The sequence below is a fragment of the Streptomyces ardesiacus genome (assembly GCF_003112575.1).
Taxonomy (GTDB): domain Bacteria; phylum Actinomycetota; class Actinomycetes; order Streptomycetales; family Streptomycetaceae; genus Streptomyces; species Streptomyces ardesiacus.
On sequence record NZ_BEWC01000008.1, the window covers coordinates 454,667 to 476,328 of the forward strand.

Annotated in this window: 25 protein-coding genes; 13 read left to right on the forward strand and 12 right to left on the reverse strand. The window is 73.9% G+C overall.

What is annotated here, in order from left to right; all coding sequences use genetic code 11:
- The first annotated feature begins 23 nt into the window (after window positions 1-23).
- From Sdi02f_RS27030 to Sdi02f_RS27045, 4 genes are all read left to right on the forward strand, one after another.
- Complete coding sequence (locus Sdi02f_RS27030) at window positions 24-1,499, forward strand: exo-alpha-sialidase (protein ID WP_053639832.1); 1,476 nt, start codon at window positions 24-26, stop codon at window positions 1,497-1,499.
- Window positions 1,500-1,588: 89 nt separating this feature from the next.
- The gene (locus Sdi02f_RS27035; RefSeq protein WP_030398883.1) at window positions 1,589-2,548 is read left to right on the forward strand and encodes a dihydrodipicolinate synthase family protein; all 960 of its coding nucleotides are present in this window, start codon (window positions 1,589-1,591) and stop codon (window positions 2,546-2,548) included.
- The gene (locus tag Sdi02f_RS27040) at window positions 2,545-3,492 is read left to right on the forward strand and encodes an ROK family protein (RefSeq protein ID WP_108934185.1); all 948 of its coding nucleotides are present in this window, start codon (window positions 2,545-2,547) and stop codon (window positions 3,490-3,492) included. Before Sdi02f_RS27035 ends, Sdi02f_RS27040 begins: the two co-directional genes overlap by 4 nt.
- Window positions 3,489-4,184, forward strand: a complete 696-nt coding sequence (locus Sdi02f_RS27045; RefSeq protein ID WP_037824165.1) for an N-acetylmannosamine-6-phosphate 2-epimerase — start codon at window positions 3,489-3,491, stop codon at window positions 4,182-4,184. Before Sdi02f_RS27040 ends, Sdi02f_RS27045 begins: the two co-directional genes overlap by 4 nt.
- Window positions 4,185-4,260: 76 nt before the next feature.
- Here Sdi02f_RS27045 and Sdi02f_RS27050 read toward each other — a convergent pair whose 3' ends face one another.
- Window positions 4,261-5,715 carry a glyceraldehyde-3-phosphate dehydrogenase gene (locus Sdi02f_RS27050; RefSeq protein WP_030398886.1) on the reverse strand — a complete coding sequence of 485 codons (1,455 nt, stop codon included), beginning with the start codon at window positions 5,713-5,715 and terminating at the stop codon, window positions 4,261-4,263.
- Window positions 5,716-5,951: 236 nt separating this feature from the next.
- Here Sdi02f_RS27050 and Sdi02f_RS27055 point away from each other — a divergent pair, with 236 nt between their 5' ends.
- On the forward strand, window positions 5,952-6,353 hold the full coding sequence (locus tag Sdi02f_RS27055) for an SseB family protein (RefSeq protein ID WP_030398887.1): 402 nt from the start codon (window positions 5,952-5,954) through the stop codon (window positions 6,351-6,353).
- A gap of 36 nt (window positions 6,354-6,389) precedes the next feature.
- Here Sdi02f_RS27055 and Sdi02f_RS27060 read toward each other — a convergent pair whose 3' ends face one another.
- On the reverse strand, window positions 6,390-6,800 hold the full coding sequence (locus tag Sdi02f_RS27060) for a MarR family winged helix-turn-helix transcriptional regulator (RefSeq protein WP_031081222.1): 411 nt from the start codon (window positions 6,798-6,800) through the stop codon (window positions 6,390-6,392).
- Between the two features lie 285 nt (window positions 6,801-7,085).
- On the opposite strand from Sdi02f_RS27060, the gene crcB (Sdi02f_RS27065) reads away from it, so the two are divergent.
- From crcB (Sdi02f_RS27065) to Sdi02f_RS27080, 4 genes are read left to right on the forward strand one after another with little or no spacing between them, the layout of a single operon-like run.
- The gene (crcB, locus tag Sdi02f_RS27065) at window positions 7,086-7,550 is read left to right on the forward strand and encodes a fluoride efflux transporter CrcB (RefSeq protein WP_030398889.1); all 465 of its coding nucleotides are present in this window, start codon (window positions 7,086-7,088) and stop codon (window positions 7,548-7,550) included.
- Window positions 7,547-7,891: a DUF190 domain-containing protein gene (locus tag Sdi02f_RS27070; protein ID WP_053639828.1), complete on the forward strand. Its 345-nt coding sequence runs from the start codon at window positions 7,547-7,549 to the stop codon at window positions 7,889-7,891. Before crcB (Sdi02f_RS27065) ends, Sdi02f_RS27070 begins: the two co-directional genes overlap by 4 nt.
- Window positions 7,888-8,262 carry a fluoride efflux transporter CrcB gene (gene crcB / locus Sdi02f_RS27075; protein ID WP_030398891.1) on the forward strand — a complete coding sequence of 125 codons (375 nt, stop codon included), beginning with the start codon at window positions 7,888-7,890 and terminating at the stop codon, window positions 8,260-8,262. The genes Sdi02f_RS27070 and crcB (Sdi02f_RS27075) overlap by 4 nt, the downstream gene beginning before the upstream one ends.
- Before the next feature lie 39 nt (window positions 8,263-8,301).
- Window positions 8,302-9,138: an undecaprenyl-diphosphate phosphatase gene (locus Sdi02f_RS27080; protein WP_031081226.1), complete on the forward strand. Its 837-nt coding sequence runs from the start codon at window positions 8,302-8,304 to the stop codon at window positions 9,136-9,138.
- A 21-nt stretch (window positions 9,139-9,159) separates the two neighbouring features.
- Here the strand turns inward: Sdi02f_RS27080 and Sdi02f_RS27085 are convergent, their stop codons facing one another.
- Window positions 9,160-10,218, reverse strand: coding sequence for a fatty acid desaturase family protein (locus tag Sdi02f_RS27085; RefSeq protein WP_030398893.1), 1,059 nt, complete (start codon window positions 10,216-10,218; stop codon window positions 9,160-9,162).
- A gap of 135 nt (window positions 10,219-10,353) precedes the next feature.
- On the opposite strand from Sdi02f_RS27085, the gene Sdi02f_RS27090 reads away from it, so the two are divergent.
- Window positions 10,354-11,286 (forward strand): glutaminase, encoded by a 933-nt coding sequence (locus Sdi02f_RS27090; RefSeq protein WP_031081228.1) that lies wholly within the window; start codon window positions 10,354-10,356, stop codon window positions 11,284-11,286.
- A gap of 10 nt (window positions 11,287-11,296) precedes the next feature.
- Here the strand turns inward: Sdi02f_RS27090 and Sdi02f_RS27095 are convergent, their stop codons facing one another.
- The 3 genes from Sdi02f_RS27095 to Sdi02f_RS27105 form a co-directional block, all read right to left on the reverse strand.
- The gene (locus tag Sdi02f_RS27095; protein ID WP_053639827.1) at window positions 11,297-12,469 is read right to left on the reverse strand and encodes a D-alanyl-D-alanine carboxypeptidase family protein; all 1,173 of its coding nucleotides are present in this window, start codon (window positions 12,467-12,469) and stop codon (window positions 11,297-11,299) included.
- Between the two features lie 123 nt (window positions 12,470-12,592).
- A complete protein-coding gene (rho, locus tag Sdi02f_RS27100) occupies window positions 12,593-13,732 on the reverse strand; it encodes a transcription termination factor Rho (protein ID WP_053639826.1) in 1,140 nt (379 codons plus the stop codon).
- 319 nt (window positions 13,733-14,051) lie between these two features.
- Complete coding sequence (locus Sdi02f_RS27105) at window positions 14,052-14,462, reverse strand: nuclear transport factor 2 family protein (RefSeq protein WP_108934186.1); 411 nt, start codon at window positions 14,460-14,462, stop codon at window positions 14,052-14,054.
- Between the two features lie 80 nt (window positions 14,463-14,542).
- Here Sdi02f_RS27105 and Sdi02f_RS27110 point away from each other — a divergent pair, with 80 nt between their 5' ends.
- Both Sdi02f_RS27110 and Sdi02f_RS27115 read left to right on the forward strand, forming a co-directional pair.
- Complete coding sequence (locus Sdi02f_RS27110; protein WP_030398898.1) at window positions 14,543-15,130, forward strand: PadR family transcriptional regulator; 588 nt, start codon at window positions 14,543-14,545, stop codon at window positions 15,128-15,130.
- Window positions 15,131-15,134: 4 nt separating this feature from the next.
- Window positions 15,135-15,899: a class I SAM-dependent methyltransferase gene (locus Sdi02f_RS27115; protein WP_053639824.1), complete on the forward strand. Its 765-nt coding sequence runs from the start codon at window positions 15,135-15,137 to the stop codon at window positions 15,897-15,899.
- Here Sdi02f_RS27115 and Sdi02f_RS27120 read toward each other — a convergent pair.
- The 6 genes from Sdi02f_RS27120 to Sdi02f_RS27145 form a co-directional block, all read right to left on the reverse strand.
- Window positions 15,869-16,606: a winged helix-turn-helix domain-containing protein gene (locus tag Sdi02f_RS27120; RefSeq protein ID WP_053639823.1), complete on the reverse strand. Its 738-nt coding sequence runs from the start codon at window positions 16,604-16,606 to the stop codon at window positions 15,869-15,871. The genes Sdi02f_RS27115 and Sdi02f_RS27120 overlap by 31 nt on opposite strands.
- 124 nt (window positions 16,607-16,730) lie before the next feature.
- A complete protein-coding gene (locus Sdi02f_RS27125; RefSeq protein WP_031081248.1) occupies window positions 16,731-17,699 on the reverse strand; it encodes an acetylxylan esterase in 969 nt (322 codons plus the stop codon).
- Window positions 17,700-17,838: 139 nt separating this feature from the next.
- On the reverse strand, window positions 17,839-18,423 hold the full coding sequence (locus tag Sdi02f_RS27130) for an Rv1733c family protein (RefSeq protein WP_030398902.1): 585 nt from the start codon (window positions 18,421-18,423) through the stop codon (window positions 17,839-17,841).
- A 152-nt stretch (window positions 18,424-18,575) separates the two neighbouring features.
- Window positions 18,576-19,352 carry a ferredoxin reductase gene (locus tag Sdi02f_RS27135; protein ID WP_030398903.1) on the reverse strand — a complete coding sequence of 259 codons (777 nt, stop codon included), beginning with the start codon at window positions 19,350-19,352 and terminating at the stop codon, window positions 18,576-18,578.
- Window positions 19,345-19,950 (reverse strand): sulfite oxidase-like oxidoreductase, encoded by a 606-nt coding sequence (locus Sdi02f_RS27140; RefSeq protein ID WP_030398904.1) that lies wholly within the window; start codon window positions 19,948-19,950, stop codon window positions 19,345-19,347. The genes Sdi02f_RS27135 and Sdi02f_RS27140 overlap by 8 nt, the downstream gene beginning before the upstream one ends.
- An 80-nt stretch (window positions 19,951-20,030) precedes the next feature.
- Entirely contained in the window at window positions 20,031-20,555 is a 525-nt protein-coding gene (locus tag Sdi02f_RS27145) for a MarR family winged helix-turn-helix transcriptional regulator (RefSeq protein WP_030398905.1), read from the reverse strand.
- Window positions 20,556-20,814: 259 nt separating this feature from the next.
- On the opposite strand from Sdi02f_RS27145, the gene Sdi02f_RS27150 reads away from it, so the two are divergent.
- Window positions 20,815-21,654, forward strand: coding sequence for a putative protein N(5)-glutamine methyltransferase (locus Sdi02f_RS27150; RefSeq protein WP_108934187.1), 840 nt, complete (start codon window positions 20,815-20,817; stop codon window positions 21,652-21,654).
- Window positions 21,655-21,662: the final 8 nt, after the last annotated feature.

The following is a 21,662-nucleotide window of genomic DNA, read 5'->3' on the forward strand; positions in this document are numbered from 1 at the left end:
CCTCACCGAGAAGAGGCCTGTTCATGCAGCGAAGAGTCGCTCTCGCCACCGGAACCGCCGCCCTGGTGGTACTGGCCGGCACCGTCCCCGCCGCACACGGCGCCACCCCCGCGGCGGACGCCGCCGGCACCCTCAGCTCCCAGGATCTCGCCACCGCGGGCACCGGCTCCCCCTACTACCGCATTCCCGCCCTGACCCGCACCACCAAGGGCACCCTGATCGCCGCCTACGACGCCCGCCCCACCCTCGGCGACCTGCCGAGCAACATCGGGGTCGTCCTCAGGCGCAGCACCGACGGCGGCACCACCTGGCAGGCCCAGCAGGTCGTCCGCAAGGACGCCGCCCCCAAGGGCTACGGCGACCCCAGCCTCCTCGTCGACCGCGAGACCGGCCGCGTCTTCCTCTTCTACGCCGCCTCCGTGAACCAGGGCTTCTTCGGCTCGGCCACCGGCACCGACGAGAGCGACCCGGACGTCCTGCAGGCCGACTACAGCTACTCCGACGACGACGGCCTCACCTGGAAGCACGAGCGGATCACCGCCGACATCAAGGACCCCTCCTGGGGCGGCATGTTCGCCTCCTCCGGCGAGGGCATCCAACTGCGGCACGGCGCCCACAAGGGCCGCCTGATCCAGCAGTACGCCCTGCGCAGGGACGGCGCCAACTACGCGGTGAGCGCCTACAGCGACGACCACGGCGCCACCTGGAAGACGGGCACGCCCGTCGGGCCCGGCGGCGACGAGAACAAGACCGTCGAGCTGTCCGACGGCCGCGTCATGCTCAACAACCGCTCCAAGCCGTACCGCACGGTCGCCCACTCCACCGACGGCGGCGTCACCTACACCCCCTTCCAGCAGGACACCGAGCTGCCGGACCCGGCCAACAACGGCTCCGTCACGCGCTTCGCGCCGGACGTGGACCCCTCGCACCCGCGCGCCTCGTGGCTGGTGTTCAGCAACACCGCGACGACCGGCAGCCGCAGCAACCTCACCGTCCGCCTCTCCTGCGACAACGGGCAGAACTGGCCGGTGCGCAGGACCGTCGAGTCCGGCGCCGCCGCCTACTCGACGCTCACCCCGCTCGGCGACGGCACGGGACCCAACCCGAGCATGGGCCTGCTGTGGGAGCGGGGCAACGTCGACCACATCACGTACTCCTCCTTCGACCTCCAGTGGCTCGGCGGAGTCTGCGCGCCGGTCACCGTCACCTCGCCCGCCTCCCTGCCCGCCGGGCAGACCACCACGGTCACGGTCCGCGTCGTCAGCCAGAACGACGTACGGCTCCCCGCCGGCACGGTCTCGCTCGACCTGCCGGACGGCTGGAGCGCACCGGAGGTCACCGTGCCCGCGCTCAACCCCGGTCAGGGCGCGAACATGAAGATCCCCGTCACGGTCCCCGCCAACGCCGGCGCGGGCGACGTGCGGGCCACCGCGGCCTACGAGGTCCGCGATCGTCAGCACTCCTACGGCGACAAGACGTTCACCGTCACCCGGCCGTAGCCGGCCGCGGGCCGTCCGGCGCCGGCACCCCGGCGCCCGGCGGCCCGCCCCCTCCCGTACCACCACTCGCACAGCCCAGGAGAAACACCATGTCCTCGTCCCCGCCCCTGAGCGGCGTCGTGCCGCCCGTCTGCACTCCTCTGGACGCGTCGGGCGAAGTCGACACCGCCTCGCTCGCCCGGCTCGTCGAGCACCTCGTCGGCGGGGGAGTGCACGGGCTGTTCGCCCTGGGCTCCAGCAGCGAGGTCGCCTTCCTCACCGACCGGCAGCGAGCCGTCGCCCTCGACACGGTCGTCGAGACGGTCGCGGGCCGCGTCCCCGTCCTCGCCGGAGTCATCGACATGACCACCCCCCGGGTGCTCGTCCACGCCGAGGCCGCCCGCAAGGCCGGCGCCGACGCCCTCGTGGCCACCGCCCCCTTCTACGCCCGCACCCACCCGCGCGAGATCGCCGCCCACTTCCGCGCGATCCGCTCCGCCGCCGGCCTGCCCCTGTACGCCTACGACCTCCCCGTCTCCGTGCACAGCAAGCTCTCCACCGCCCTGGTGCGCGAACTGGCCGAGGACGGCACGCTGGCCGGTCTCAAGGACAGCAGCGGTGACGAGGGAGGTCTGCGCCGCCTCATCGTCGAACTCGGCGGACGCCACGGCCGGGCCGGCGGAGCCGCCCCCTCCTTCAGCATCCTCACCGGCTCCGAACTGACCGTGGACGCCGCCCTGCTGGCCGGCGCCGACGGCGTGGTACCGGGCCTCGGCAACGTGGACCCGGCCGGTTACGTCCGCCTCTACGACGCCGTGCGCGGCGGCGACCTGGAGCGCGCCGTCAAGGAACAGGAGCGCCTGGTCGAGCTGTTCGGCCTGGTCGACGCGGGCCCGGAGAGCGAGATGGGCCGCAACTCCTCGGCCATCGGCGCCTTCAAGCACGCCCTGCGACTGCTCGGCGTCTTCACCCACGGCACCACCGCCGCCCCGCAGATCCAGCTCGGCGAGGAGTCCGTCGCCCACGTCGAGCGGCACCTGCGCGGCGCCGGGCTGCTGCCGGTCCGATGACCGCACCGCACCCGGACGCACCGGTCATCGGCCTCGACCTGGGCGGCACCAAGATCGCCGCCGCCCTGGTCGGCTCCGACGGCACCGTCCTGGCCCGGCACACCCGGCCCACCCCGGCGACGGAGGGCGCCGAGGCGGTGCTGGACGCCCTGGCGGCAGCCGCCCGCGCGGTACGGGGCCCGGGCACCACCGCGATCGGCGTCGCCGCGGCCGGCGTGATCGACCCGGTCACCGGGACCGTCACCAGTGCCACCGACACGATCCGCGGCTGGACCGGCACCGCCCTGGGGACCGGCCTCGCCACCCGCACCGGGCTCCCGGTGGCCTGCGACAACGACGTACGGGCAGCCGCCGCGACGGAACTGGACGGCCCGGACGACGACACCGGCCTCCTCTACGCCGCCGTCGGCACCGGAGTCGGCGGTGCCGTCGCCGCGGCGGGACGCATGCTGCACGGCGCCGCCGGCATCGCCGGGCACCTCGGGCACCTGCCCAGCCCGGAGGCCGACGGGCTGCCCTGCACCTGCGGAGCCACCGGTCACCTGGAGGCCGTCGCGGCGGGCCCCGCCATCACCGCCCACTGCGCACGCCTCGGCGGGCAGCCGGCCGACCGCCTGCAGACCGTCGCCCGGCGCGCGGCCGGGGGCGACCCGCACGCCACCGCGGCCATTACGCTCGGCGCCCGCGCGACGGGCCGGGTGCTGGGCGGCCTCGCCAACGCGCTCGGCCCGCACCGCGTCGTCGTCGCCGGCGGCGTGCCCCGCATCGGCGCCCTGTACTGGGACGCCCTCCGCGCGGCGTTCGCCGCCGAACTCATGGCCCCGCTGCGCGGCCTGCGTCCGCGCCCGCCGCGGGGCGGCGCGGACGCCGCGGTCCTCGGGGCGGCCGCGCTGCCCCGCACCCTGCCCCTGCACCAGCCCGCCCCCACCGGAGCACCGTCATGACACCGCCCCCGACCGCGTCCCCGTCCCCCTCCCTGGCCGATCAGCTCAAGGGCCGCCTCATCGTGTCCTGCCAGGCACCTCCCGGCGACCCCATGCGCCACACCGACACCCTGGTCCGCATGACCCTGGCGGCGCGGTCCGGCGGCGCGGCGGCCGTGCGCGTCAACGGCCCGGAGGTCGTCGCGGCCACCGTCGCGGCCGTCGGCCTCCCGGTGATCGGGCTGTGGAAGGACGGCGACAGCGGCGTCTTCATCACCCCGACCGTGCGCCACGCCCTCGCCCTGGTGGAGGCCGGGGCCGCGGTCGTCGCCGCCGACGCCACCGCCCGTCCGCGACCCGACGGCAGCACCTTCGCCGAGCTGGTCGAGGCCGTCCACGCGGCGGGCGCGCAGGTCATGGCCGACGTGTCGACGCCGAGTGAGGGCCGCGCCGCCGCCGGCCAGGGAGCGGACTTCGTGGGGACCACGCTGTCCGGCTACGTGCCGGGCTCCCCGGTGCAGGACGCACCCGACCTGGCACTCGTGACCGACCTCGCCGGCGTGCTCGACACGCCGGTGATCGCCGAAGGCCGCATCGCGACGCCCGAGCAGGCGGCCCGGGCCCTGGCCGCGGGCGCGCACAGCGTCGTCGTGGGCACCGCCATCACGGCGCCGACGGCGCTGACTCGGCTCTTCGCCGACGCCCTGGCCTGACCCGGCACGCGCGAGGGGCGGTGGGAACTGCGGCCCCACCGCCCCTCGGGCCGCTCGTCCCCCGAAGGGGACCGGCTCAGACCGCCGGAGCCGGGTACGTCGGGTACTCCACCCCGGAGACGTGCTGGACGACGCGGACGACCTGGCAGGAGTAGCCGAACTCGTTGTCGTACCAGAGGTAGAGGATCGCGTTGTCGCCCTCGACCTTCAGCGCGCCGGCGTCCACGATCGAGGCGTGGCGGGAGCCGATGAAGTCGCTGGAGACGGCGTCGGGGGCGCTGATGAAGTCGATCTGACGCTTGAGCGGCGAGGTCAGCGACACCTCGCGCAGGTGGTCCAGGACCTCCTCGCGGCTCGCCTCACGGGCCAGTTGCAGGTTGAGGATCGCGATCGACACGTCCGGCACCGGCACCCGGATCGAACTGCCTGTGATCCGCGCCTTGAGGTCGGGCAGCGCCTTGGCGACGGCGGAGGCGGCGCCCGTCTCCGTGATGACCATGTTCAACGGCGCGCTGCGGCCGCGGCGTTCCGACTTGTGGTAGTTGTCCAGCAGGTTCTGGTCGTTGGTGAAGGAGTGCACCGTCTCCACGTGACCTCGCAGCACGCCGTACTCGTCCTCCATCGCCTTGAGCGGCGGGACGATCGCGTTGGTGGTGCAGGAGGCGCAGGACAGGATCCGCTCGTCCGGCTTGACGGTGTCGTGGTTGACGCCGTGGACGATGTTCGGGACGTCGCCCTTGCCCGGCGCGGTCAGCACGACCTTGTCGATGCCCGGACGCAGGTGCTTCGACAGGCCCTCGCGGTCGCGCCACTTGCCGGTGTTGTCGATGAGGATGGCGTCCTTGATGCCGTACGCCGTGTAGTCGACCTGCGTCGGGTCGTCCGCGTAGATGACCTTGACGGCGTTGCCGTTGGCGAGGATCGTGCTGTTCTCCTCGTCGACGGTGATCGTGCCCTGGAACTGGCCGTGCACGGAGTCGCGGCGCAGCAGCGAGGCGCGCTTGACGATGTCTTCGGCGGCCCGTTCCCCGCCGCCGCGGACGACGATGGCGCGCAGCCGGAGCCCGTTGCCGGAGCCGGCCTTCTCGATGAGCAGCCGGGCGACGAGCCGTCCGATGCGGCCGAAGCCGTAGAGGACGACGTCACGCCCCTCACGCCGGTCGATCTTGTTGGCGCCGGTGGCCCCGGCGACGGCCTCGGCCGTGAACTCCTCGACCGACAGACCGCGGTCGTCGCTCTTCCAGGTCGCGGCGAGCATGCCGATGTCGATCTGCGAGGGCCCGAGGTCGAGCGTGGTGAGCGCCCGCAGGAAGGGCATCGTCTCGGTGACCGACAGCTCCGCACCCGCGATCTGGCGGGCGAAGCGGTGGGTCTTGAGGATGCTGACCACCGACTTGTTCACCAGGGAACGGCTGTGCAGCAGGATCGTGACGTCCTGCTCCCGGTGCAGCTTCCCGATCATCGGGATCATCGATTCCGCGGTCTCTTCGCGGTGCTTCCAGTTGGTGAACGAGTCGTCGTTGACAGTCACGTCTCTTATCTTTCGAGCTAGGCGGCGCTCATATGCTAACCCGACCCCCTCGCTGATCGATCAAGTGGGCCCCCGGCCGATCAGATGAGTACGGATCCGTGTACGTGCCCCGAACGTGATTGCGCCGTGGGCGTCCCGGGTACGCGAGGCTGGACCGCGTTGCTGGACCGCGTTGGACCGCGTACGTGCCGATCGTCCGCGCGGGCCGTACCACCGCCGCTACCAGGGAATCTGCCATGGAGACACCCGCGAACGACCACCCCGTCACCCCCGCCCAGCGGGCGCTGGACACGCTCGCCGAGAACACTGAGGACACGGCGGCGCTCGACACGCTCGCGAGCAGCGACGTCCTCGTGCCGGTGCCCGACGACGCGAACGACCAGGACGCCGCCGACCCCGGGATGCTGGCGCTGCCGGTGCTGGAACAGCAGGGCGGCCGCCAGGTGGTGCCCGTGTTCACCTCGGAGCTGGAGATGGCCGGCCTGCTGCCGTACGTCTCCCGCTACCGCATGGTGCCGCTCGGCGCCCTCGCCGCGCAGTGGCCGGCCGACGACCTGTCGCTGTCCATCGACGCCGGCTCTGAGCACCGCCTCACCCTCACGTCGGACGGCGTGCGCACGCTGCTCGCCCGTCCCTGAGGGCCGGGACCCGCGTCGCCCAGGGCCTTCGCCCCCTCAGAAGGGGCGGGGGCCCTCGTCGTCGCCGAGCGTGCGGGCCAGCGCGGCCCGCTGCAGCGGCAGGATCTCGGCGTGCAGGTCGCGGCCCCTGGGGGTGAGCGCGACGTACACCCCTCGCCGGTCCTCCGCGCACGTGGAGCGCCTCACCAGCCCGTCCCTCTCCAGCCGGGCGATGAGCCGGGACAGCGCGCTCTGGCTCAGGTGGACCCGGCCCACCAGGTTCTGCACCCGGCACCGGTCGCCGTCCCCCGGGCCCTCGGCCACCAGGAGGTCCAGCACCTCGAAGTCGCTCGCGCCCAGACCGTGCGGATGCAGCACCCGGTCGATCTCGCACATCGTGCGCGCGTGCACGGAGAGGATGCCCCGCCACCGTTCCTCGAGCCGCGCACCAGCGGTTCCGGCTGCCATGACTGAACGGTAGCACCGCGGACGATATGGGTGGAATGTCACACATGGCTCGACCGACCGCCGGGGCGGCGCCCGTCTCCGGGACGGTCGGCCGGCAGCCGCGGGTCCCCTCCCGGGATGACCCGGACGCCGCCCCGGCGTTACGCTGAGCATCGGCCGCGACCCGCAGGGACGCGGCGCGGCGGTGGGGCCCGCCGTACCCGAACCGCGGCTCTGACGCCGCCAACGGTCCCTACTTGCGCACGGGGGGCACACCCCTGCCCGGCGAGTAGGAGACGTACGACCATGACAGTCCCGAAGACCGGCGGCATCGGCCGGGTCCGGGCGAGCACCCCGGGACGGCCCCGGTGGCGGGCCCAGGCACCGGTCGTCGCGGTCGTCGCCCTCGGCGGCGGCACCGGCGCCGCCGCCCGCTACGCGGCCTCCCTGTGGTGGCCCACGCCGGCCGGCGGCTTCCCCTGGACGATCCTCGGTGTCAACGCCGTCGGGTGCGCCGTGATCGGCGTGTTCATGGTGGTCATCACCGAGGTGTGGACCGCCCACCGGCTGGTGAGGCCCTTCTTCGGCACCGGCGTCCTCGGCGGCTTCACCACCTTCTCCACCTACGCCGTCGACAGCCGGAACCTGTTCGCCGACGGCCGGGTCCCGACCGGCCTGGCCTACCTCGCCGCGACCCCGCTCGCGGCACTCACGGCGGTGTGGCTCGCCGCATGGGCGGCCCGCCGGGTCCTGAAGTGGAGGCAGTCATGACGAGGCTGACCGGCGGCGCACTGCGCCTGACCGTCATCGTCGGCGAGAACGACACCTGGCACCACCGCCCCCTGTACGCGGAGATCGTCCACCGCGCCCACGCGGCGGGCCTCGCGGGCGCCAGCGTCTTCCGGGGCGTCGAGGGCTTCGGCGCCTCCTCGCTCATCCACACCAGCAGGCTGCTGTCCCTGAGCGAGGACCTGCCGGTGGCCGTCGTCGTCGTCGACACCGAGGAGCGGGTCCGCGGCTTCCTGCCGCTGCTGGACGAACTCGTCACCGGGGGCCTGGTCACCCTCGACCCGTGCGAGGTCGTCAGGTACGAGGGCAGGAGGCCGTCGTGAACTGGCTCCTGGTCGTCGCGGGCGGCATGATCGGCGCGCCGCTGCGCTACCTCACCGACCGGGCCGTGCAGTCCCGGCACGACTCCGTCTTCCCCTGGGGCACCTTCACCGTCAACGTGACCGGCAGCCTGGTCCTCGGCGTCCTGACCGGGGCCGCCCTGGCCGGAGCGGCCGGCTCCGAGGTGCGGCTGCTGCTGGGGACCGGACTGTGCGGCGCCCTCACGACGTACTCGACCTTCTCCTACGAGACCCTCCGGCTGACCGAGACCGGCGCGCGCCTGCAGGCCGCCGTCAACGTGCTGGGGAGCGTGGCGGCCGGCCTCGCGGCGGCGTTCGCGGGGGTGACTCTGGCCGACGCGCTCTGGAACTGACGCCGGGCACACGGCCCGGTGTAGTAGGAACTGGATGCCATGAGCGCCATCAGCATCGGTCAGGCCGTCGTCCTCGGAGCGGTCGAGGGGGTGACCGAGTTCCTGCCCGTGTCCTCCACCGGACACCTCAAGATCGTCGAGGGTCTGATGGGCATCCCGGTCGACGACGACGCCGTCATCGGCTTCTCCGCGGTCATCCAGGTCGGCGCGATCGCCGCCGTGCTCGTCTACTTCTCCAAGGACATCGCGCGGATCGTCTCGGCCTGGGGACGCGGGCTGCGCGACCCGCAGGAGCGCTACCACCACGACTACAGGTTCGCCTGGTGGGTCGTCTTCGCCACCGTCCCCATCGTCCTCGTCGGCCTGGCCGCCAAGCCCCTGATCAAGGGCCCCCTCGCCTCCCTGTGGGTGGTCGCCGGCTCCCTGATCGTCGGCAGCGGCGTGATGTGGTGGGCCGACCGCACCGGCCGGCACAAGCGGGGCGAGGACGACACGTCCTTCAAGGACGCGATGCTGGTCGGCGGCTCCCAGATCCTCGCGCTGCTCTTCCCAGGCTTCTCCCGCTCCGGCGCCACCATGTCCACCGCCCTGCTGCTCGACCTCGACCGGGTCGCCGCCACCCGGCTGTCCTTCTTCCTCGGCATCCCCGCCCTGACCGGCGCGGGTCTGTACGAGCTGAAGGACGCCCTGGGAACGGGAGCGGGTGCCGCGCCCCTGGCGGTCGGCACCCTCGTCTCCTTCGTGGTGGCCTACGCCTCCATCGCCTGGCTGCTGAGGTTCGTCGCCCGGCACACCTTCAACGCGTTCGTGATCTACCGGATCGCGGTCGGCGTGCTGCTGTTCGGGCTGCTCGGCGCGGGCGTGCTGCAGAGCTGACCGCCGGGCGCGCCCGCCCGGTCAGCGGGCCGCGCGCAGCGGCTCCCCGACGCTCCTCATGTGCCGCAGGGCCTCGCGGTGCGAGGCCAGCAGCCCCGTCTGGTGGTACGGCACGCCCAGCTCCGCGCAGTACGCCTCGGTGAGGACCTGCGCCCGGCCGAGTGCGGGGGTCGGCATGCTGGGGAAGAGGTGGTGCTCGATCTGGTAGTTGAGACCGCCCATGAAGACGTCGACGAGCACGCCGCCCCGCACGTTGCGGGAGGTGAGGACCTGGCGGCGCAGGAAGTCCAGCCGCGTGCCCTCCTCGATCATCGGCATGCCCTTGTGGTTGGGCGCGAAGACCGAGCCCAGGTAGATCCCGAACAGCCCCTGGTGGACGGCGAGGAAGGCGAGTGCCTTGCCCGGGGACAGGACCGTGAACAGGCCGCCGAAGTAGAGCGCGAAGTGGGCGACGAGCAGCGTGCCCTCCAGGACCGGACGTTTCACGGCCCGGCCGCCCAGGGCCTTGAAGCTGTTGAAGCTCAGGTTGAGCCCTTCCAGCGTCAGCAGCGGGAAGAACAGGGCGGCCTGGTGCCTGCCGACGAAGCGCGGCAGCCCCGTCGCCCGGCTCGCCTGGCCCCGCGACCACACCAGGATGTCGGGGGAGACGTCCGGGTCCTTCTCCTCGTGGTTGGGATTGGCGTGGTGGCGGGTGTGCTTGTTCATCCACCAGCCGTAGCTCATGCCGAGCAGCAGGTTGGCCGTCAGCAGGCCGCCCGCCTCGCTGGGGCGCCGGCGCGAGAAGACCTGCCGGTGGGCGAGGTCGTGGGCCGCGAGCCCGAGCTGGCCGAAGACGACGGCGAGCGCGACCGCGACGAGGAGCTGGCCCCAGCTGTCCCCCAGGGCGACGAACGCGGCGACACCCCCCGCCAGGGCGAGGGCGACGGCGCCGAAACGCACCGTGTAGTAGAGGGGGCGGCGCCGGAGCAGCCCCGCGTCGGCTATGCGCCGGGAGAGTTCGGAGAAGTCGCTCCCCTTCTCGCGTTCCTTCTCCCGGGCGGGCGTGGGCAGGCTCTCGACGAGCACCGTTGAATCGACCATGTACCCGAGTATGTGAACGGCGGCCCGGCCGCAGAATGGCGTCCGCCCCCGGAACAGGGGTGTGGCCAGCACCACCCCGGTGCGGGGGCCCACCCGCCGTCGGCCTCCCGCCGCCGTGAGGTGCCCGGAGGGAGAATGGCGATCATGAGCACACCGACGACCTTCCGGCCCGTCCTGGAGCGCATCGCCGAGGAGATCGAGCGGACCCCGGGCAGCGGGCGTCCGGCCGACTACATCCCCGCGCTCGCCGCCCGCGACCCGCGCCGCTTCGGCATGGCCGTCGCCGAGCCGGACGGCACGGTGTACGGAGTGGGGGACTGGCGGGAGCCGTTCTCCGCGCAGTCCATCACCAAGGTCTTCACCCTCGCCCTCGACCTGGCCAGGGAGGGCGACGCCCTGTGGGAGCACGTGGGGCGCGAGCCGTCCGGCAATCCGTTCAACTCCCTGGTGCAGCTGGAGTACGAGAACGGCATCCCGCGCAACCCGTTCATCAACGCGGGCGCCCTCGTCGTCACCGACCGGCTGCACACCCGAACCGGCGACGCGGCCGGTGAACTCCTCGCCTTCCTGCGCGAGGAGAGCGGCAACCCGGACCTCACCCACGACGCGGAGGTCGCCGCCTCCGAGGCCGCGCACGGCGACCGCAACGCCGCCCTCGCCCACTTCATGGCGTCGTACGGCAACATCGACAACCCCGTGCCGGTCCTGCTCGACCAGTACTTCCGCCAGTGCTCCGTCGCCGCCTCCTGTGCCGACCTGGCCCTGGCGACCGGTTTCCTGGCACGGCACGGCATCCGCGCCGACGGCAGCCGGCTGCTGAGCCGCAGCAGGGCCAAGCAGATCAACGCGGTGATGCTGACCTGCGGGACCTACGACGCGGCCGGTGACTTCGCCCACCGGGTGGGCCTGCCCGGCAAGAGCGGGGTCGGCGGCGGCATCATCGCGGTCGTGCCGGGCCACTGCACCCTGTGCGTGTGGAGTCCGGGCCTGGACGAGCGGGGCAACTCGGTGGCCGGGGTGGCGGCCCTGGACCGCTTCACCACACTGACCGGGCTGTCGGTGTTCTGATCCGGCGGCGTCACGTCACCTTGTCCCGCACCAGCTTGAGCCGCAGGGCGAGGGCCGTGACGCCCGCGCCGAGCGCCGCGACGCCCAGGATCGCGCCGGTCTCCGGCCAGCCCGGCCCGTCCTCGGCCGGCTGCGCCGCGGGCGCCGCCGCGGGCACCGCCGGAGGTCCCTGCCGCGGCCCGGTGCCGTCGGGGAGCAGCGATCCCACCGGGTCCACCTCCCCGTCCGCCTCGAAGCCCCAGTCGAGCAGGGACCGGGCCTCCTCGTACACGGCGTGGCCGCCGCCCCGCTGCGGGTTCATCACCGTGACGACGAGGGTCCGCCCGGCGCGGCGGGCGGCGGCGACGAGCGTGTTGCCCGCGTTGCTGGTGTAGCCGTTCTTGACGCCGATCAGCCCCGGGTACGGCTCCACGCCGTCGGCGCCGGTGAGGAGCCGGTTGGTGTTGACGATCCCGAACGAACTCCCGTCGCGGCCGGGGAACATCGCGTCGACCGTGGCGCAGTAGCGCGCGAAGTCGGGCCGCCGCAGCCCCGCCCGGCCGAAGACGGCCAGGTCGTACGCCGACGAGACCTGGCCCGGCGCGTCGTACCCGTCTGGCGACCGGACGTGGGTGTCGCGGGCGCCCAGGGCGCGGGCCTTGGCCTGCATCCGGGCGGCCGTGGCACTCCAGCCGCCGGTGAGTGAGGCGAGGACGTGCACGGCGTCGTTCCCGGAGCTGAGGAAGACGCCGTTCCACAGGTCGGAGAGCCGGTACGTCTCGCCCTCGACGACGCCGACGAGGCTGCTGCCCGGGCCGATGCCCGACAGGTCCTCCGGGTCGACCTCGTGGTGGAGGCCGCCCGGCAGGGCCGGCAGCACGGTCAGGGCGAACAGGGTCTTGAGGGTGCTGGCCGGGGGCAGCGCGCGGTGCGCGTCGTTCGCCGCCAGCACGTCGCCCGTACCGGCGTCGGCCACGACCCAGGACAGGGCGGAGACATCGGGGACCCGGGGCGCTCCCGGGTGCGGCCGGACCTGGGTGCCGGAGCGGTACAGCGGTGAGGGCTGCGCACCCGCGCCACCGGGCGGGCCGGGGTCCGGACGCCCCGTGCGAGCGGCCGCGGTGGCCGGCACGAGGGTCAGCAGCCCCGCCAGGCAGAGCAAGCAGGTGGACCGAACCGCCCGGAATGAAAATCCGATAGTCATACCGCAAACCTAGGAACGGCCCCCCGCGCCACCACGCCGACCGGGCCGGGTCGCGCCCGCAAGCACCCGGATGCCGCAACGGCGGCCGGTGAGGCGAGGCCCGGCGGCGCGGTCGAAGGGGCGTCAGTCCGCGGGCAGCGTGGGCTGCACCTGCCGCAGGAACGTCGCGTTGTCCGGCGTGCGGCGCAGCCGCTCCAGCAGGGTCTCCACGCCCGGCTGCCCGTCCCGCGCCCCCAGGGCCCGCCTCAGCCCGCGCACGGCGGTCGCCTCGGCCGCGGACAGCAGGAGCTCCTCGCGCCGGGTGCCCGAGCCGGTCGCCTCCACGGCCGGGAAGACCCGGCGCGAGGCGAGGTCCCGGCTCAGTCGCAGTTCCATGTTGCCGGTGCTCTTGAGCTCCTCGAAGTAGAAGTCGTCCGCGCGCGAACCGGTCTCCACCAGCGCGGTGGCCAGGACGGTGAGGGAGCCGCCCTCCTCGGCCTTGCGGGCCGCGCCGAAGAAGCGCTTGGGGCCCAGCAGCGCCCCCGCGTCGACACCGCCGCTGAGCGTGCGGCCGCCCGACGAGGCGGCGTTGTTGTGCGCCCTGCACAGCCGGGTGAGGGAATCCAGGAGGACGACGACGTCCTCGCCGGCCTCGACGAGCCGCTTGGCCCGCTCGATCACCAGCTCGGCGAGCGCGATGTGCTGCTTGGCGCTCCGGTCGAAGGTCGAGGCGTACACCTCGCCCCGCACCGAGCGCCGCATGTCGGTGACCTCCTCGGGGCGTTCGTCGAGCAGCAGCACCATGAGCCGGGCCTCGGGGTGGTTGCCGGCCACGGCGGCGGCGAACTGCTGGAGCAGGACGGTCTTGCCGGTCTTCGGCGGCGCGACGATCAGGCCGCGCTGACCCTTGCCGACGGGGGCCAGGAGGTCGACGACGCGTCCGGCGAGTCCGGCCGCCGGGTGTTCCAGCCGCAGGCGCTCGTGCGGGTGCAGCGGGGTCAGGTCGGCGAAGTGCCGTCGGCCGCCGGGCCGTTCGGGCGTACGGCCGTTCACGCGGACGACCTCGGTCAGGGTGCGCCTCTCGCCGCGCACGCCCTCGACGAGGTCTCCCCTGCGCAGCCCGTGCCGGCGGATCAGCGCGGGGGAGAGGGCCAGGTCGGAGGGCTCGGGCAGCAGGCGCTCGCCCCGCAGGTACCCCTTGCCGCCCGCCTCGATGTCGAGGACACCGCTCGCGGTCTCGGCCGGGGACTGCTGTACAGGGGGGTGTTCGAGTGTGGTGGTCATGGTGGTCGGTCCTTTCGAGGACACGGGCATGGGGCATGCGGAAGGAAGGGGGGAGCCGCGAGGGGTCGGAACGACACGCCTCCGGGCGGCGGAAACAGCACCTCGAACCCAGCGGGGACGAAAGCCCTGCTCACGAGGTCGTGCTGAGAAGCGGACCGCCGGTCGCACCAGGACGGGCGGATCTGCGCACTGAAAGGGAACTCGCACCGGCGCCCCGTCGAAAGGGGCGTACGCAAGTGCTGCGAGCACCCTACCACACCGTCCCCGCGTCCCGCGTCCCCGCCCTCCCTCCGTGTCTGCCGCGCCTGCCGTGCCGGTCTCAGTCGTCCGAGCGCACCCCGGCCGCCTCCGCCTCCCGCGCGATCCGTTCGAACTGCTCGGCCATGGCCGCCTGAAGGGCCTGCGCGCCCGACAACGGGCGGACCATCACGGTCAGTTCGGCGATGCGGCCGGACGCGTCGAGCCGCAGGACGTCGCACCCGCCGATCTCGCGGTCCCCCACCCGTGCGGTGAAGAGCAGGGCGTGGTCGCGGCCGTCCGCCTCGCCGATGGCGCGTTCGTAGCGGAAGTCCTCGAAGACGCGCTCCACCGCGCGCAGGATCGCGGCCGTGACCGCCCTGCCCCGGTAGGGCTTGAAGACGACAGGGCTGGAGAAGACGACGTCGTCGGCCAGCAGTGCTTCGACGGCGTCCAGGTCGTGCGCCTCGATGGCCTCGCGGAATGCCCGCATCACCACTCCTCGGTACTCAACTATTTGAATAGATGCGGAGTAGAGTATTCGTCCTGCTCCCCGCTTGCTAGCGTGTCGACATGTCTCTCAAGTACGCCGTCCTGGCCGCCCTGCTGGAGGGCGAGGCCTCGGGTTACGAGCTGTCCAAGGTCTTCGACGTGTCGCTCGCCAACTTCTGGCCCGCCACGCCGCAGCAGCTCTACCGGGAGCTGGAGCGCCTCGCGGGCGACGGACTCATCGAGGCCCGCACCGTGCCGCAGGAACGCAGGCCCACCAAGCGGCTGTTCTCGCTCACCGCGGCCGGCCGGGAGCAGTTGGGCGTCTTCGCCGCCGAGCCGACCCGGCGGCCCACCGCCATCCGCGACGAGTTCCTGATCAAGATGCAGGCCATGGACGGCGTCGACCCCCGGGCCGTGCGCGCGCTGGTAGAGGAGCGCAGGGCCTGGGCGCTGGGCAAGCTCGCCCGGTACGAGCGGATGCGCGAACGGCTCCTGGACGGCCGCACCGAGGAGGAGCACCTCCGGGACGCCGGCCGCGTCGGGCCCTACCTCACCCTGGCCGCCGGGATCGCGTTCGAGCGGGAGAACGCCCGCTGGTGCGAGCGCGTCCTCACCGTGCTGAGCGAGCGGCGCGCCCCGGCCGAGCCCGGCGGACAAGCCCTAGGCTGACCGGATGTTCAGCCCCGAAGGCCCCACCCTGCGCGAACTCGCCGTCCAGGCACTGTCGTCGGTCGAGCGGGGCTACGACCTGCTCGCCCCGAAGTTCGACCACACCCCGTACCGGACACCGGACCGGGTGCTGGACGCCGTCGCCCGTGCGCTGGAGCCGATGGGGCCCTTCGCCGCCGGACTCGACCTGTGCTGCGGCACCGGCGCGGGCGCGGGCGTTCTGGCCCGGGTGTGCCGGGAGAGCGTGACCGGGGCCGACTTCAGCGCCGGCATGCTCCGGGTGGCGCGGGAGCGCACCCCGCCGCGGGGCCCGGCGGTCTCCTGGGTGCGCGCGGACGCCCGCGCGCTGCCGTTCGGCCCCGCCTTCGACCTCGTGGTGAGCTTCGGGGCGTTCGGGCACTTCCTGCCCCGCGAACTGCCGGGCCTGTTCGGTCAGGTGCGCTCGGTGCTCCGGCCGGGCGGCTGCTTCGCCTTCCCCGTCGCGGCCCCGCCCCGGCCCGGTTCGGCGGCGTACTGGACGCTGCTCGGCTTCGACACGGCGATGCGGGTGCGCAACGCGCTGTGGCGCCCGCCGTTCGTCATGTACTACCGGACCTTCCGGCTCGGGGACGTGGGCCGCGAGCTGGCGCGTGCCGGGTTCCGGGCGGACCTGCACGCCCTGCCGGAGTTCGGGTGCCGCCCCGACGGCAGTCCGCGGGTCCGGCTGGTCGTGGCCCGGGCGTCCCTCCGGCCGCCGCGTCAGCCGGCCGCGGGCAGGGTGAACTCGTAGACCAGGGCGTCCCGGCGCGTGTCCACCAGGAGGTCCGTGATCTCCAGCGGCCGCGCGTACTGGTCGTGCACCCGCCGCACGACCCGCACCGACGCGGTGTCGGGCTGGAGGGTGATGGTGTCCCGGTGGTGCAGGGTCAGGCCCGCCCGGCGCATCCAGTCGTAGGCCCGCCGCAGTTGGGCACAGGCGACGCCGTCGGCGCGGTCGCGGTAGCGGGCCAGCTCCTCGACCTCGGCGAGTGCCACGGCGGAGAACGACGTCACGGCCGTCCGCCTGCCGTCTCCGCCGGCCGCCGCCGACGTGAAGCGGTGCATCAGCGTCGGCCGGCCCGGCACCAGCCCCAGCGCCGCGGCGTGCTCCGGCGGCGGCGGTGCCCACACGACGGTGCCCCGGTCACCGGTGCGGGGTTCGGCCGACCGGGCGCCCACCGGGAAGACGAGCGGCGCCGGACTGCCGGCCGGCGGTCCCGGCAGGGCGACGTGGCTGCCCCGCCGGTCGGTGCTGAGCCGACCGTCCCGGCGCAGCACCTCCAGCGCCTGCCGCACGGTCTCCCGGCTCACTCCGTAGCGCTCCGCCAGACGGCGCTCACCGGGCAGCCGTTCGCCCGGTGGGACGGTCCCGGCCTCCAGTTCGGCGAGCAGCTGGTCGGCCACCCTGCGGTACAGGGGCGGCCGGGGGGACGGGTCGTGAGGGGTGGTGCGGGCCATGCCGCGCCTCCTGTTGATGACGTACGGTAGCCGCGCGGGCTCGGTGCGCCACCAGAATTACCATTGGTCTAAACCAACTGGGAAGTCCGGGCCGCCGGTTAGGCCGAAACACCACCCGCGGACCTCAGGCGTACGCGCTCAGCCAGCGCAGCTTCGCGGCCTCCTGGAACGGCCCGCCGCCCTCGTGGTCGTTGAAGTCGTACACCTCGATCCTCTTGTCCTCGTGCGTCCAGGCGTTGAACGCCGCGAAAACGGTGGACGGCGGGCAGGTCTGGTCCTCCAGCGCGGCCGAGAACAGGGCGGGCGTCCGGCCCCGCGCCGCGAAGTGGACACCGTCGAAGTAGGACAGCGTGCGCAGCGCGTCCTCGGTACGGCCGCGGTGCGTCTTCAGGTACAGGCCGACCTCCCGGTACGGGTGCCGGTCGGTGAGCGTCGTCGCGCGCGGGAAGTCGCACAGGAACGGCACGTCCGGCGCGACCGCGACCAGGTCCGGCACCAGACCGCCCACCGCTATCGTGATGCCGCCGCCCTGGCTGCCGCCGAGCGCGACCGTGCGGGCCGGGTCGGTCAGCGGGTGCGAGCGGGCCGCCTCGACCGCGCGCACGGCGTCGGTGAAGACCCGGCGGTAGTAGTAGTTCTCCGGAGCATCCAGGCCGCGGGTCATGAAGCCCGGGTACGCGGGCGTGCCCCCGACGGGGTCCGGGGTCCCGCCACCGCCGCCCCAGGCGCTGCCCTGGCCTCGGGTGTCCATCACGAAGTGGGCCCGGCCGGTGGACGCCCACAGCAGGTGCTCGTGCGGCAGCCCGCGCCCGCCCCCGTACCCCACGAACTCCACGACCAGCGGCAGCGGCTCGGCCGCCGCGGCCGGCAGCGTCAGCCAGCCCTTCACCGGGTGGCCGCCGAACCCGGCGAACGTCACGTCGTACACCCGCACCGTGGCGAGGCCCGTGTCGACCGGTTCGAAGCGGGCGTCCAGGTCGTGCTCACGGGCCTCCGTGAGCGTCTTGCTCCAGAACGCGTCGAAGTCCTCGGGTTCGGCCGACGCGCTGCGGTACGCGCGCAGTTCGTCGAGCGGGAGGTCGAACAGGGCCATCGAAAACCGCCTTTGCGGGGATGTGTCGGTCCGTACGAGCGATCACACCGTACGTGAGCGCCCGAAGGACTGACCAGGTCCGGGCGGTGCCCTGACCAGGTCCGGGCGGTACCCGGGGCCGAGGCGGGCGGGGGTGCCGTCAGGCCCGGCGGTGGGTCCACTGCGGCTCGGTCAGTGCCCATTCGCGGTCCCACTCGGCCAGGCGGCGCCGCAGCGTCACCGCGCGTACGGCACGGTGCGCGAGGAGCACCGTGAGCGCGGTCCCGAGGGCCGTGAACGAGCCGACGGTGGCACTGTGCTGCCAGATCTCGGCACCGTCCGAGGGCGGCGGCACGCTCCGGCCCTGGGAATCCAGCCACACGTCCACCGTGTCGCCGTGCCGGGTGGCGGCCGGCACCCGTGCCGTGGCGCTCTTCTCCGTGCCGTCGGGCGCCGTCCAGTGCACGGCCGCACGGTACGACTGCTGGCCGCCCAGGTGTTCCGTGGCCAGGGAGCCGGGGGTGCGGTCGACCACGGTGGCGCGGACGTGGTGCCGCTCGGCCCGCTGTTGCGCGACGACCGCCTGGGCCTGCCCGTAGCCCCACCAGGCGGTGGCGGCCCCGAGCAGCGGAGCGCCCACGAAGAGCAGGAGGGCGACGACCACCGTGAGCCACGCCTCGACGACGTCCGAGCGGCGCCGCAGCGGATTGCGCCGCCAGCGCCAGCCGCGTACCCGGGTTCGCATGTCGACCTCCCCGCGATCACCGCGACCGGAGGAACGGACGGACGGCCGGGGGTGCGGGAGGGGCCGCCGCGCCTTCGTGTCGCGCCACGTGTGCGAATGCCCGCACTGGACAGGTACCCAGTCCCGCGGACTCGTTCACGGTCCGGGCGGGATCAGCCGAAGCGTTCGATCCGGATCCGGTCCACCGGCTGCCCGGCCGCCACCAGCAGCCGCGACGCGTGCTCCGCGAAGGCGTTGGACCCGCACACGTAGGCCTCCCAGCCGCCCGCCGGAGGATCGGCCAGCAACGGCGCCAGGTGCCCGGGGGCCAGCCGGCCCACGGGCACCCCGGCCGGTGCGGTGCGGGTGAACACGGGTGTCGTCTCCGTGCCGTACTCACGGGCGTAGATCAGTTCCTCGGGGCCGCGCGCCGACACGAGCAGGCGCAGCGGCACGGTGAGGCCCCGCGCCCGGTGGTGCCGCACCATCGACATCAGCGGGACGACGCCGGACCCGGCGCCGAGGAGCAGGGCGGGCCGGTCGCCCGGCCAGGCGAAGAAGCCGCTGAGCGGGCCGCGCACCTCGATCTCGTCGCCGGGCCGCGCCACCGTGTGGAACCAGCCGGACACCTCCCCGTCGGGCACCCGGTCCAGGGTCAGCTCGATGTGCCCGGAGTCGTCCGGCGCGGAGGCCAGCGAGTAGTGGCGCTGGGCCCGGTAGCCGTCCTCGGCGGTGAGCCGCAGCATCAGGTGCTGGCCGGGCAGGTGGCCCGCCCAGCCGGGCACGGCCAGCCGGAAGGTCGACGCGCGGGGCGTCTCGCGGCGGATCTCCGTGAGCGTGGCCGTCCGCCACGTCGTGGCGGCCCGGCCGCTCACCTCGATGCGTCCGGGCACGGCGAACCGGGCCGGGGGAGTGAAGGTCCCCGCCGTGTGCGTGGCCGTCTCAGTCACCGGAGTACCGCTGTTCCTCCCAGGGGTTGCCCCGCGCGTGGTAGCCGTTCTGCTCCCAGAACCCCGGCTCGTCGTGGTCGAGGAGTTCGAGGCCCGCGATCCACTTGACGCTCTTCCAGAAGTACAGGTGCGGAACCACCAGCCGTGCCGGACCGCCGTGCTCGGGGGCGAGCGGCCGCCCGTCGTACTCCCACACGATCCACGCCCGGCCGCCGGTGAGGTCCGCGAGCGGCAGGTTCGCGGTGTAGCCGGTGTGCGCGTGGGCGACGGCGTGCGTGGCGGACGGCAGCGGACCCGCGGCGTCCAGGAAGGCGTCCAGGGACACGCCCCCGAACCGCACCCCGAACTTGGACCAGCCGGTGACGCAGTGAATGTCGCCCGCGTACCCCGACGCCGGCAGCCGGCGCGCGGCGGCCAGGTCCCAGGTGCGGGGCTCGGCCACCAGACCGCCCACCCGGAAGCTCCAGTCGGCGGGCGCGATCTGCGGCGTGACCTCGGCGGACAGCACGGGCCAGTCGTCGCCCGCGTCGTACTGGCCGGGCGGCAGTCCCGGCCGGGCGGCGCGCGGGCGCCCGGTGAAGCCTCGGGTGGTGTTCATGCGGTGGTGCCTTTCGGGCCGTCGGGGCGGGCCGCCCGCGGACGGCGTGGTCAGTGCGTCCCGTCGTCAGTGCGTACCCGTCAACCGTACGTGTCCCGGGGCGCTGCTCCGTCCCCTTCCTCGCCCGGCGCCCCGCCCGGCCACGCGTTGTACCGCTCCAGGTACGCGGCGAAACGGAGCAGGTCCTCGGCGGGCCAGCCGGCGAGCCGCTCCCGGAAGGCGGCCCGGCGGCTCTCGGTGACCTCGCCCAGGATGTGCCGCCCCGCCTCGGTCAGGTGCAGGACCTGGACCCGGTGGTCGTCCGGGTCGACGCGCCGCTCGACGAGTCCGGCGCGCTGCAGCGCGGACACCTGGCGGCTGACCGTGGACTTGTCCAGCGCGTAGTGCGCGGCCAGGTCCGTGGCGCGGCGTCCGTCCCGCTCCTCCAGATGTCCGAGCAGGGTGTACGACACCAGGGAGAGCTGCGGATGCATGCGCCCCGCCGAGGCCCTGGCCCGGCGGGCGAAGGCCGTCATCTCGCGGTGGATGGTCTCCACGGCCGCGTCCACGGGACCCGGGCCGAGGGGGACGGTCGTCGTCTCGTCCGGTGTTCCGGCAGCCGTCACGGATCCTCCTCGCCTTGCTGGTTGCAGAATACAACTCGGCCGCAGGACCGCTCCCGTCGCCTCCGTCGGGCAGCCACCGGCGCCTGATCATTGCGGTAGTGTGACCGGCGGCCGCGGACCGCCCCGGCCGCCGGACGACTGGGAGGTGAGACCGATTTCCGCTGTGTCGGCCCGGGTGCTCTCACCTCACGGCAGTGCGGTCACCGGAACCGAGTGACCGGGAGAGCGCCCTTCGGTTCCCGAAAGGCTCTCGGCTTCCATGCCTCCCACCGTTCCCGCTTCGCCTTCGTCTTCGCCGTCCCCCGATTCCTCCCTCTTCTCGGGACCCTTCCCGTCGCGTGACTCCGTCGTGGCCGCGCTGCGCGCCGCGGGGTGCGTCTTCGCCGAGGACGAGGCCGCGCTCCTCCTGGACGCGGCCCGCACCCCGGCGGAACTCACCACGCTGGTCGAGCGCCGCGTCAGCGGCCTGCCCCTGGAACTCGTCGTGGGCTGGGCCGGGTTCCGGGGCCTGCGCATCGCCGTCGCCCCCGGCGTCTTCGTGCCCCGCCGCCGCACCGAGTTCCTGGTCTCCGAGGCCCTGGCCCACGCGCCGCACGCGGGCGTCGTCGTCGACCTGTGCTGCGGGTCGGGCGCCGTCGGCCTGGCCCTGGCCGCCGCCCTGGACCGGCCCGAGGTGCACGCCGCCGACGTCGACCCGGCCGCCGTGCGCTGCGCCCGCGGCAACCTCGCCGACGTGGGCGGCCGGGTGTACGCCGGTGACCTGTTCGACGCGCTGCCCGACGCGCTGCGCGGCCGGGTGGACATCCTCGCGGCCAACGTGCCCTACGTCCCCACCGGCGAGGTCGCCCTGCTGCCCGCCGAGGCCCGCGACCACGAACCGCTGGTCGCGCTCGACGGCGGCGGCGACGGGCTCGACGTGCTGCGCAGGGTCGCGGCCGGGGCGCCGGGCTGGCTCGCGCCGGGCGGCTGCCTCCTGGTCGAGACGAGCGAACGCCAGGCCGCCGACGCCGTGGACACCTTCACCCGGGCCGGCCTGCGGACCCGCCTCGCGGTCTGCGAGGACCTGTACGCCCACGTGGTGACCGGCGTCAAGGGCTGATCCCCGCC

What these genes read in the sequence shown, in the direction of transcription:
- Sdi02f_RS27035 (WP_030398883.1), top strand. Translation starts at nt 1,589, where the DNA reads ATGTCCTCGTCCCCGCCCCTGAGCGGCGTCGTGCCGCCCGTCTGCACT.
- Sdi02f_RS27045 (WP_037824165.1), top strand. Translation starts at nt 3,489, where the DNA reads ATGACACCGCCCCCGACCGCGTCCCCGTCCCCCTCCCTGGCCGATCAG.
- Sdi02f_RS27040 (WP_108934185.1), top strand. Translation starts at nt 2,545, where the DNA reads ATGACCGCACCGCACCCGGACGCACCGGTCATCGGCCTCGACCTGGGC.
- Sdi02f_RS27060 (WP_031081222.1), bottom strand. Translation starts at nt 6,800, where the DNA reads ATGGCAGCCGGAACCGCTGGTGCGCGGCTCGAGGAACGGTGGCGGGGC.
- Sdi02f_RS27070 (WP_053639828.1), top strand. Translation starts at nt 7,547, where the DNA reads ATGACGAGGCTGACCGGCGGCGCACTGCGCCTGACCGTCATCGTCGGC.
- Sdi02f_RS27140 (WP_030398904.1), bottom strand. Translation starts at nt 19,950, where the DNA reads ATGAACACCACCCGAGGCTTCACCGGGCGCCCGCGCGCCGCCCGGCCG.
- Sdi02f_RS27105 (WP_108934186.1), bottom strand. Translation starts at nt 14,462, where the DNA reads ATGCGGGCATTCCGCGAGGCCATCGAGGCGCACGACCTGGACGCCGTC.
- rho (WP_053639826.1), bottom strand. Translation starts at nt 13,732, where the DNA reads ATGACCACCACACTCGAACACCCCCCTGTACAGCAGTCCCCGGCCGAG.
- Sdi02f_RS27080 (WP_031081226.1), top strand. Translation starts at nt 8,302, where the DNA reads ATGAGCGCCATCAGCATCGGTCAGGCCGTCGTCCTCGGAGCGGTCGAG.
- Sdi02f_RS27090 (WP_031081228.1), top strand. Translation starts at nt 10,354, where the DNA reads ATGGCGATCATGAGCACACCGACGACCTTCCGGCCCGTCCTGGAGCGC.
- Sdi02f_RS27055 (WP_030398887.1), top strand. Translation starts at nt 5,952, where the DNA reads ATGGAGACACCCGCGAACGACCACCCCGTCACCCCCGCCCAGCGGGCG.
- Sdi02f_RS27095 (WP_053639827.1), bottom strand. Translation starts at nt 12,469, where the DNA reads ATGACTATCGGATTTTCATTCCGGGCGGTTCGGTCCACCTGCTTGCTC.
- Sdi02f_RS27115 (WP_053639824.1), top strand. Translation starts at nt 15,135, where the DNA reads ATGTTCAGCCCCGAAGGCCCCACCCTGCGCGAACTCGCCGTCCAGGCA.
- Sdi02f_RS27110 (WP_030398898.1), top strand. Translation starts at nt 14,543, where the DNA reads ATGTCTCTCAAGTACGCCGTCCTGGCCGCCCTGCTGGAGGGCGAGGCC.
- Sdi02f_RS27125 (WP_031081248.1), bottom strand. Translation starts at nt 17,699, where the DNA reads ATGGCCCTGTTCGACCTCCCGCTCGACGAACTGCGCGCGTACCGCAGC.
- Sdi02f_RS27120 (WP_053639823.1), bottom strand. Translation starts at nt 16,606, where the DNA reads ATGGCCCGCACCACCCCTCACGACCCGTCCCCCCGGCCGCCCCTGTAC.
- crcB (WP_030398889.1), top strand. Translation starts at nt 7,086, where the DNA reads ATGACAGTCCCGAAGACCGGCGGCATCGGCCGGGTCCGGGCGAGCACC.
- Sdi02f_RS27150 (WP_108934187.1), top strand. Translation starts at nt 20,815, where the DNA reads ATGCCTCCCACCGTTCCCGCTTCGCCTTCGTCTTCGCCGTCCCCCGAT.
- Sdi02f_RS27085 (WP_030398893.1), bottom strand. Translation starts at nt 10,218, where the DNA reads ATGGTCGATTCAACGGTGCTCGTCGAGAGCCTGCCCACGCCCGCCCGG.
- Sdi02f_RS27130 (WP_030398902.1), bottom strand. Translation starts at nt 18,423, where the DNA reads ATGCGAACCCGGGTACGCGGCTGGCGCTGGCGGCGCAATCCGCTGCGG.
- Sdi02f_RS27030 (WP_053639832.1), top strand. Translation starts at nt 24, where the DNA reads ATGCAGCGAAGAGTCGCTCTCGCCACCGGAACCGCCGCCCTGGTGGTA.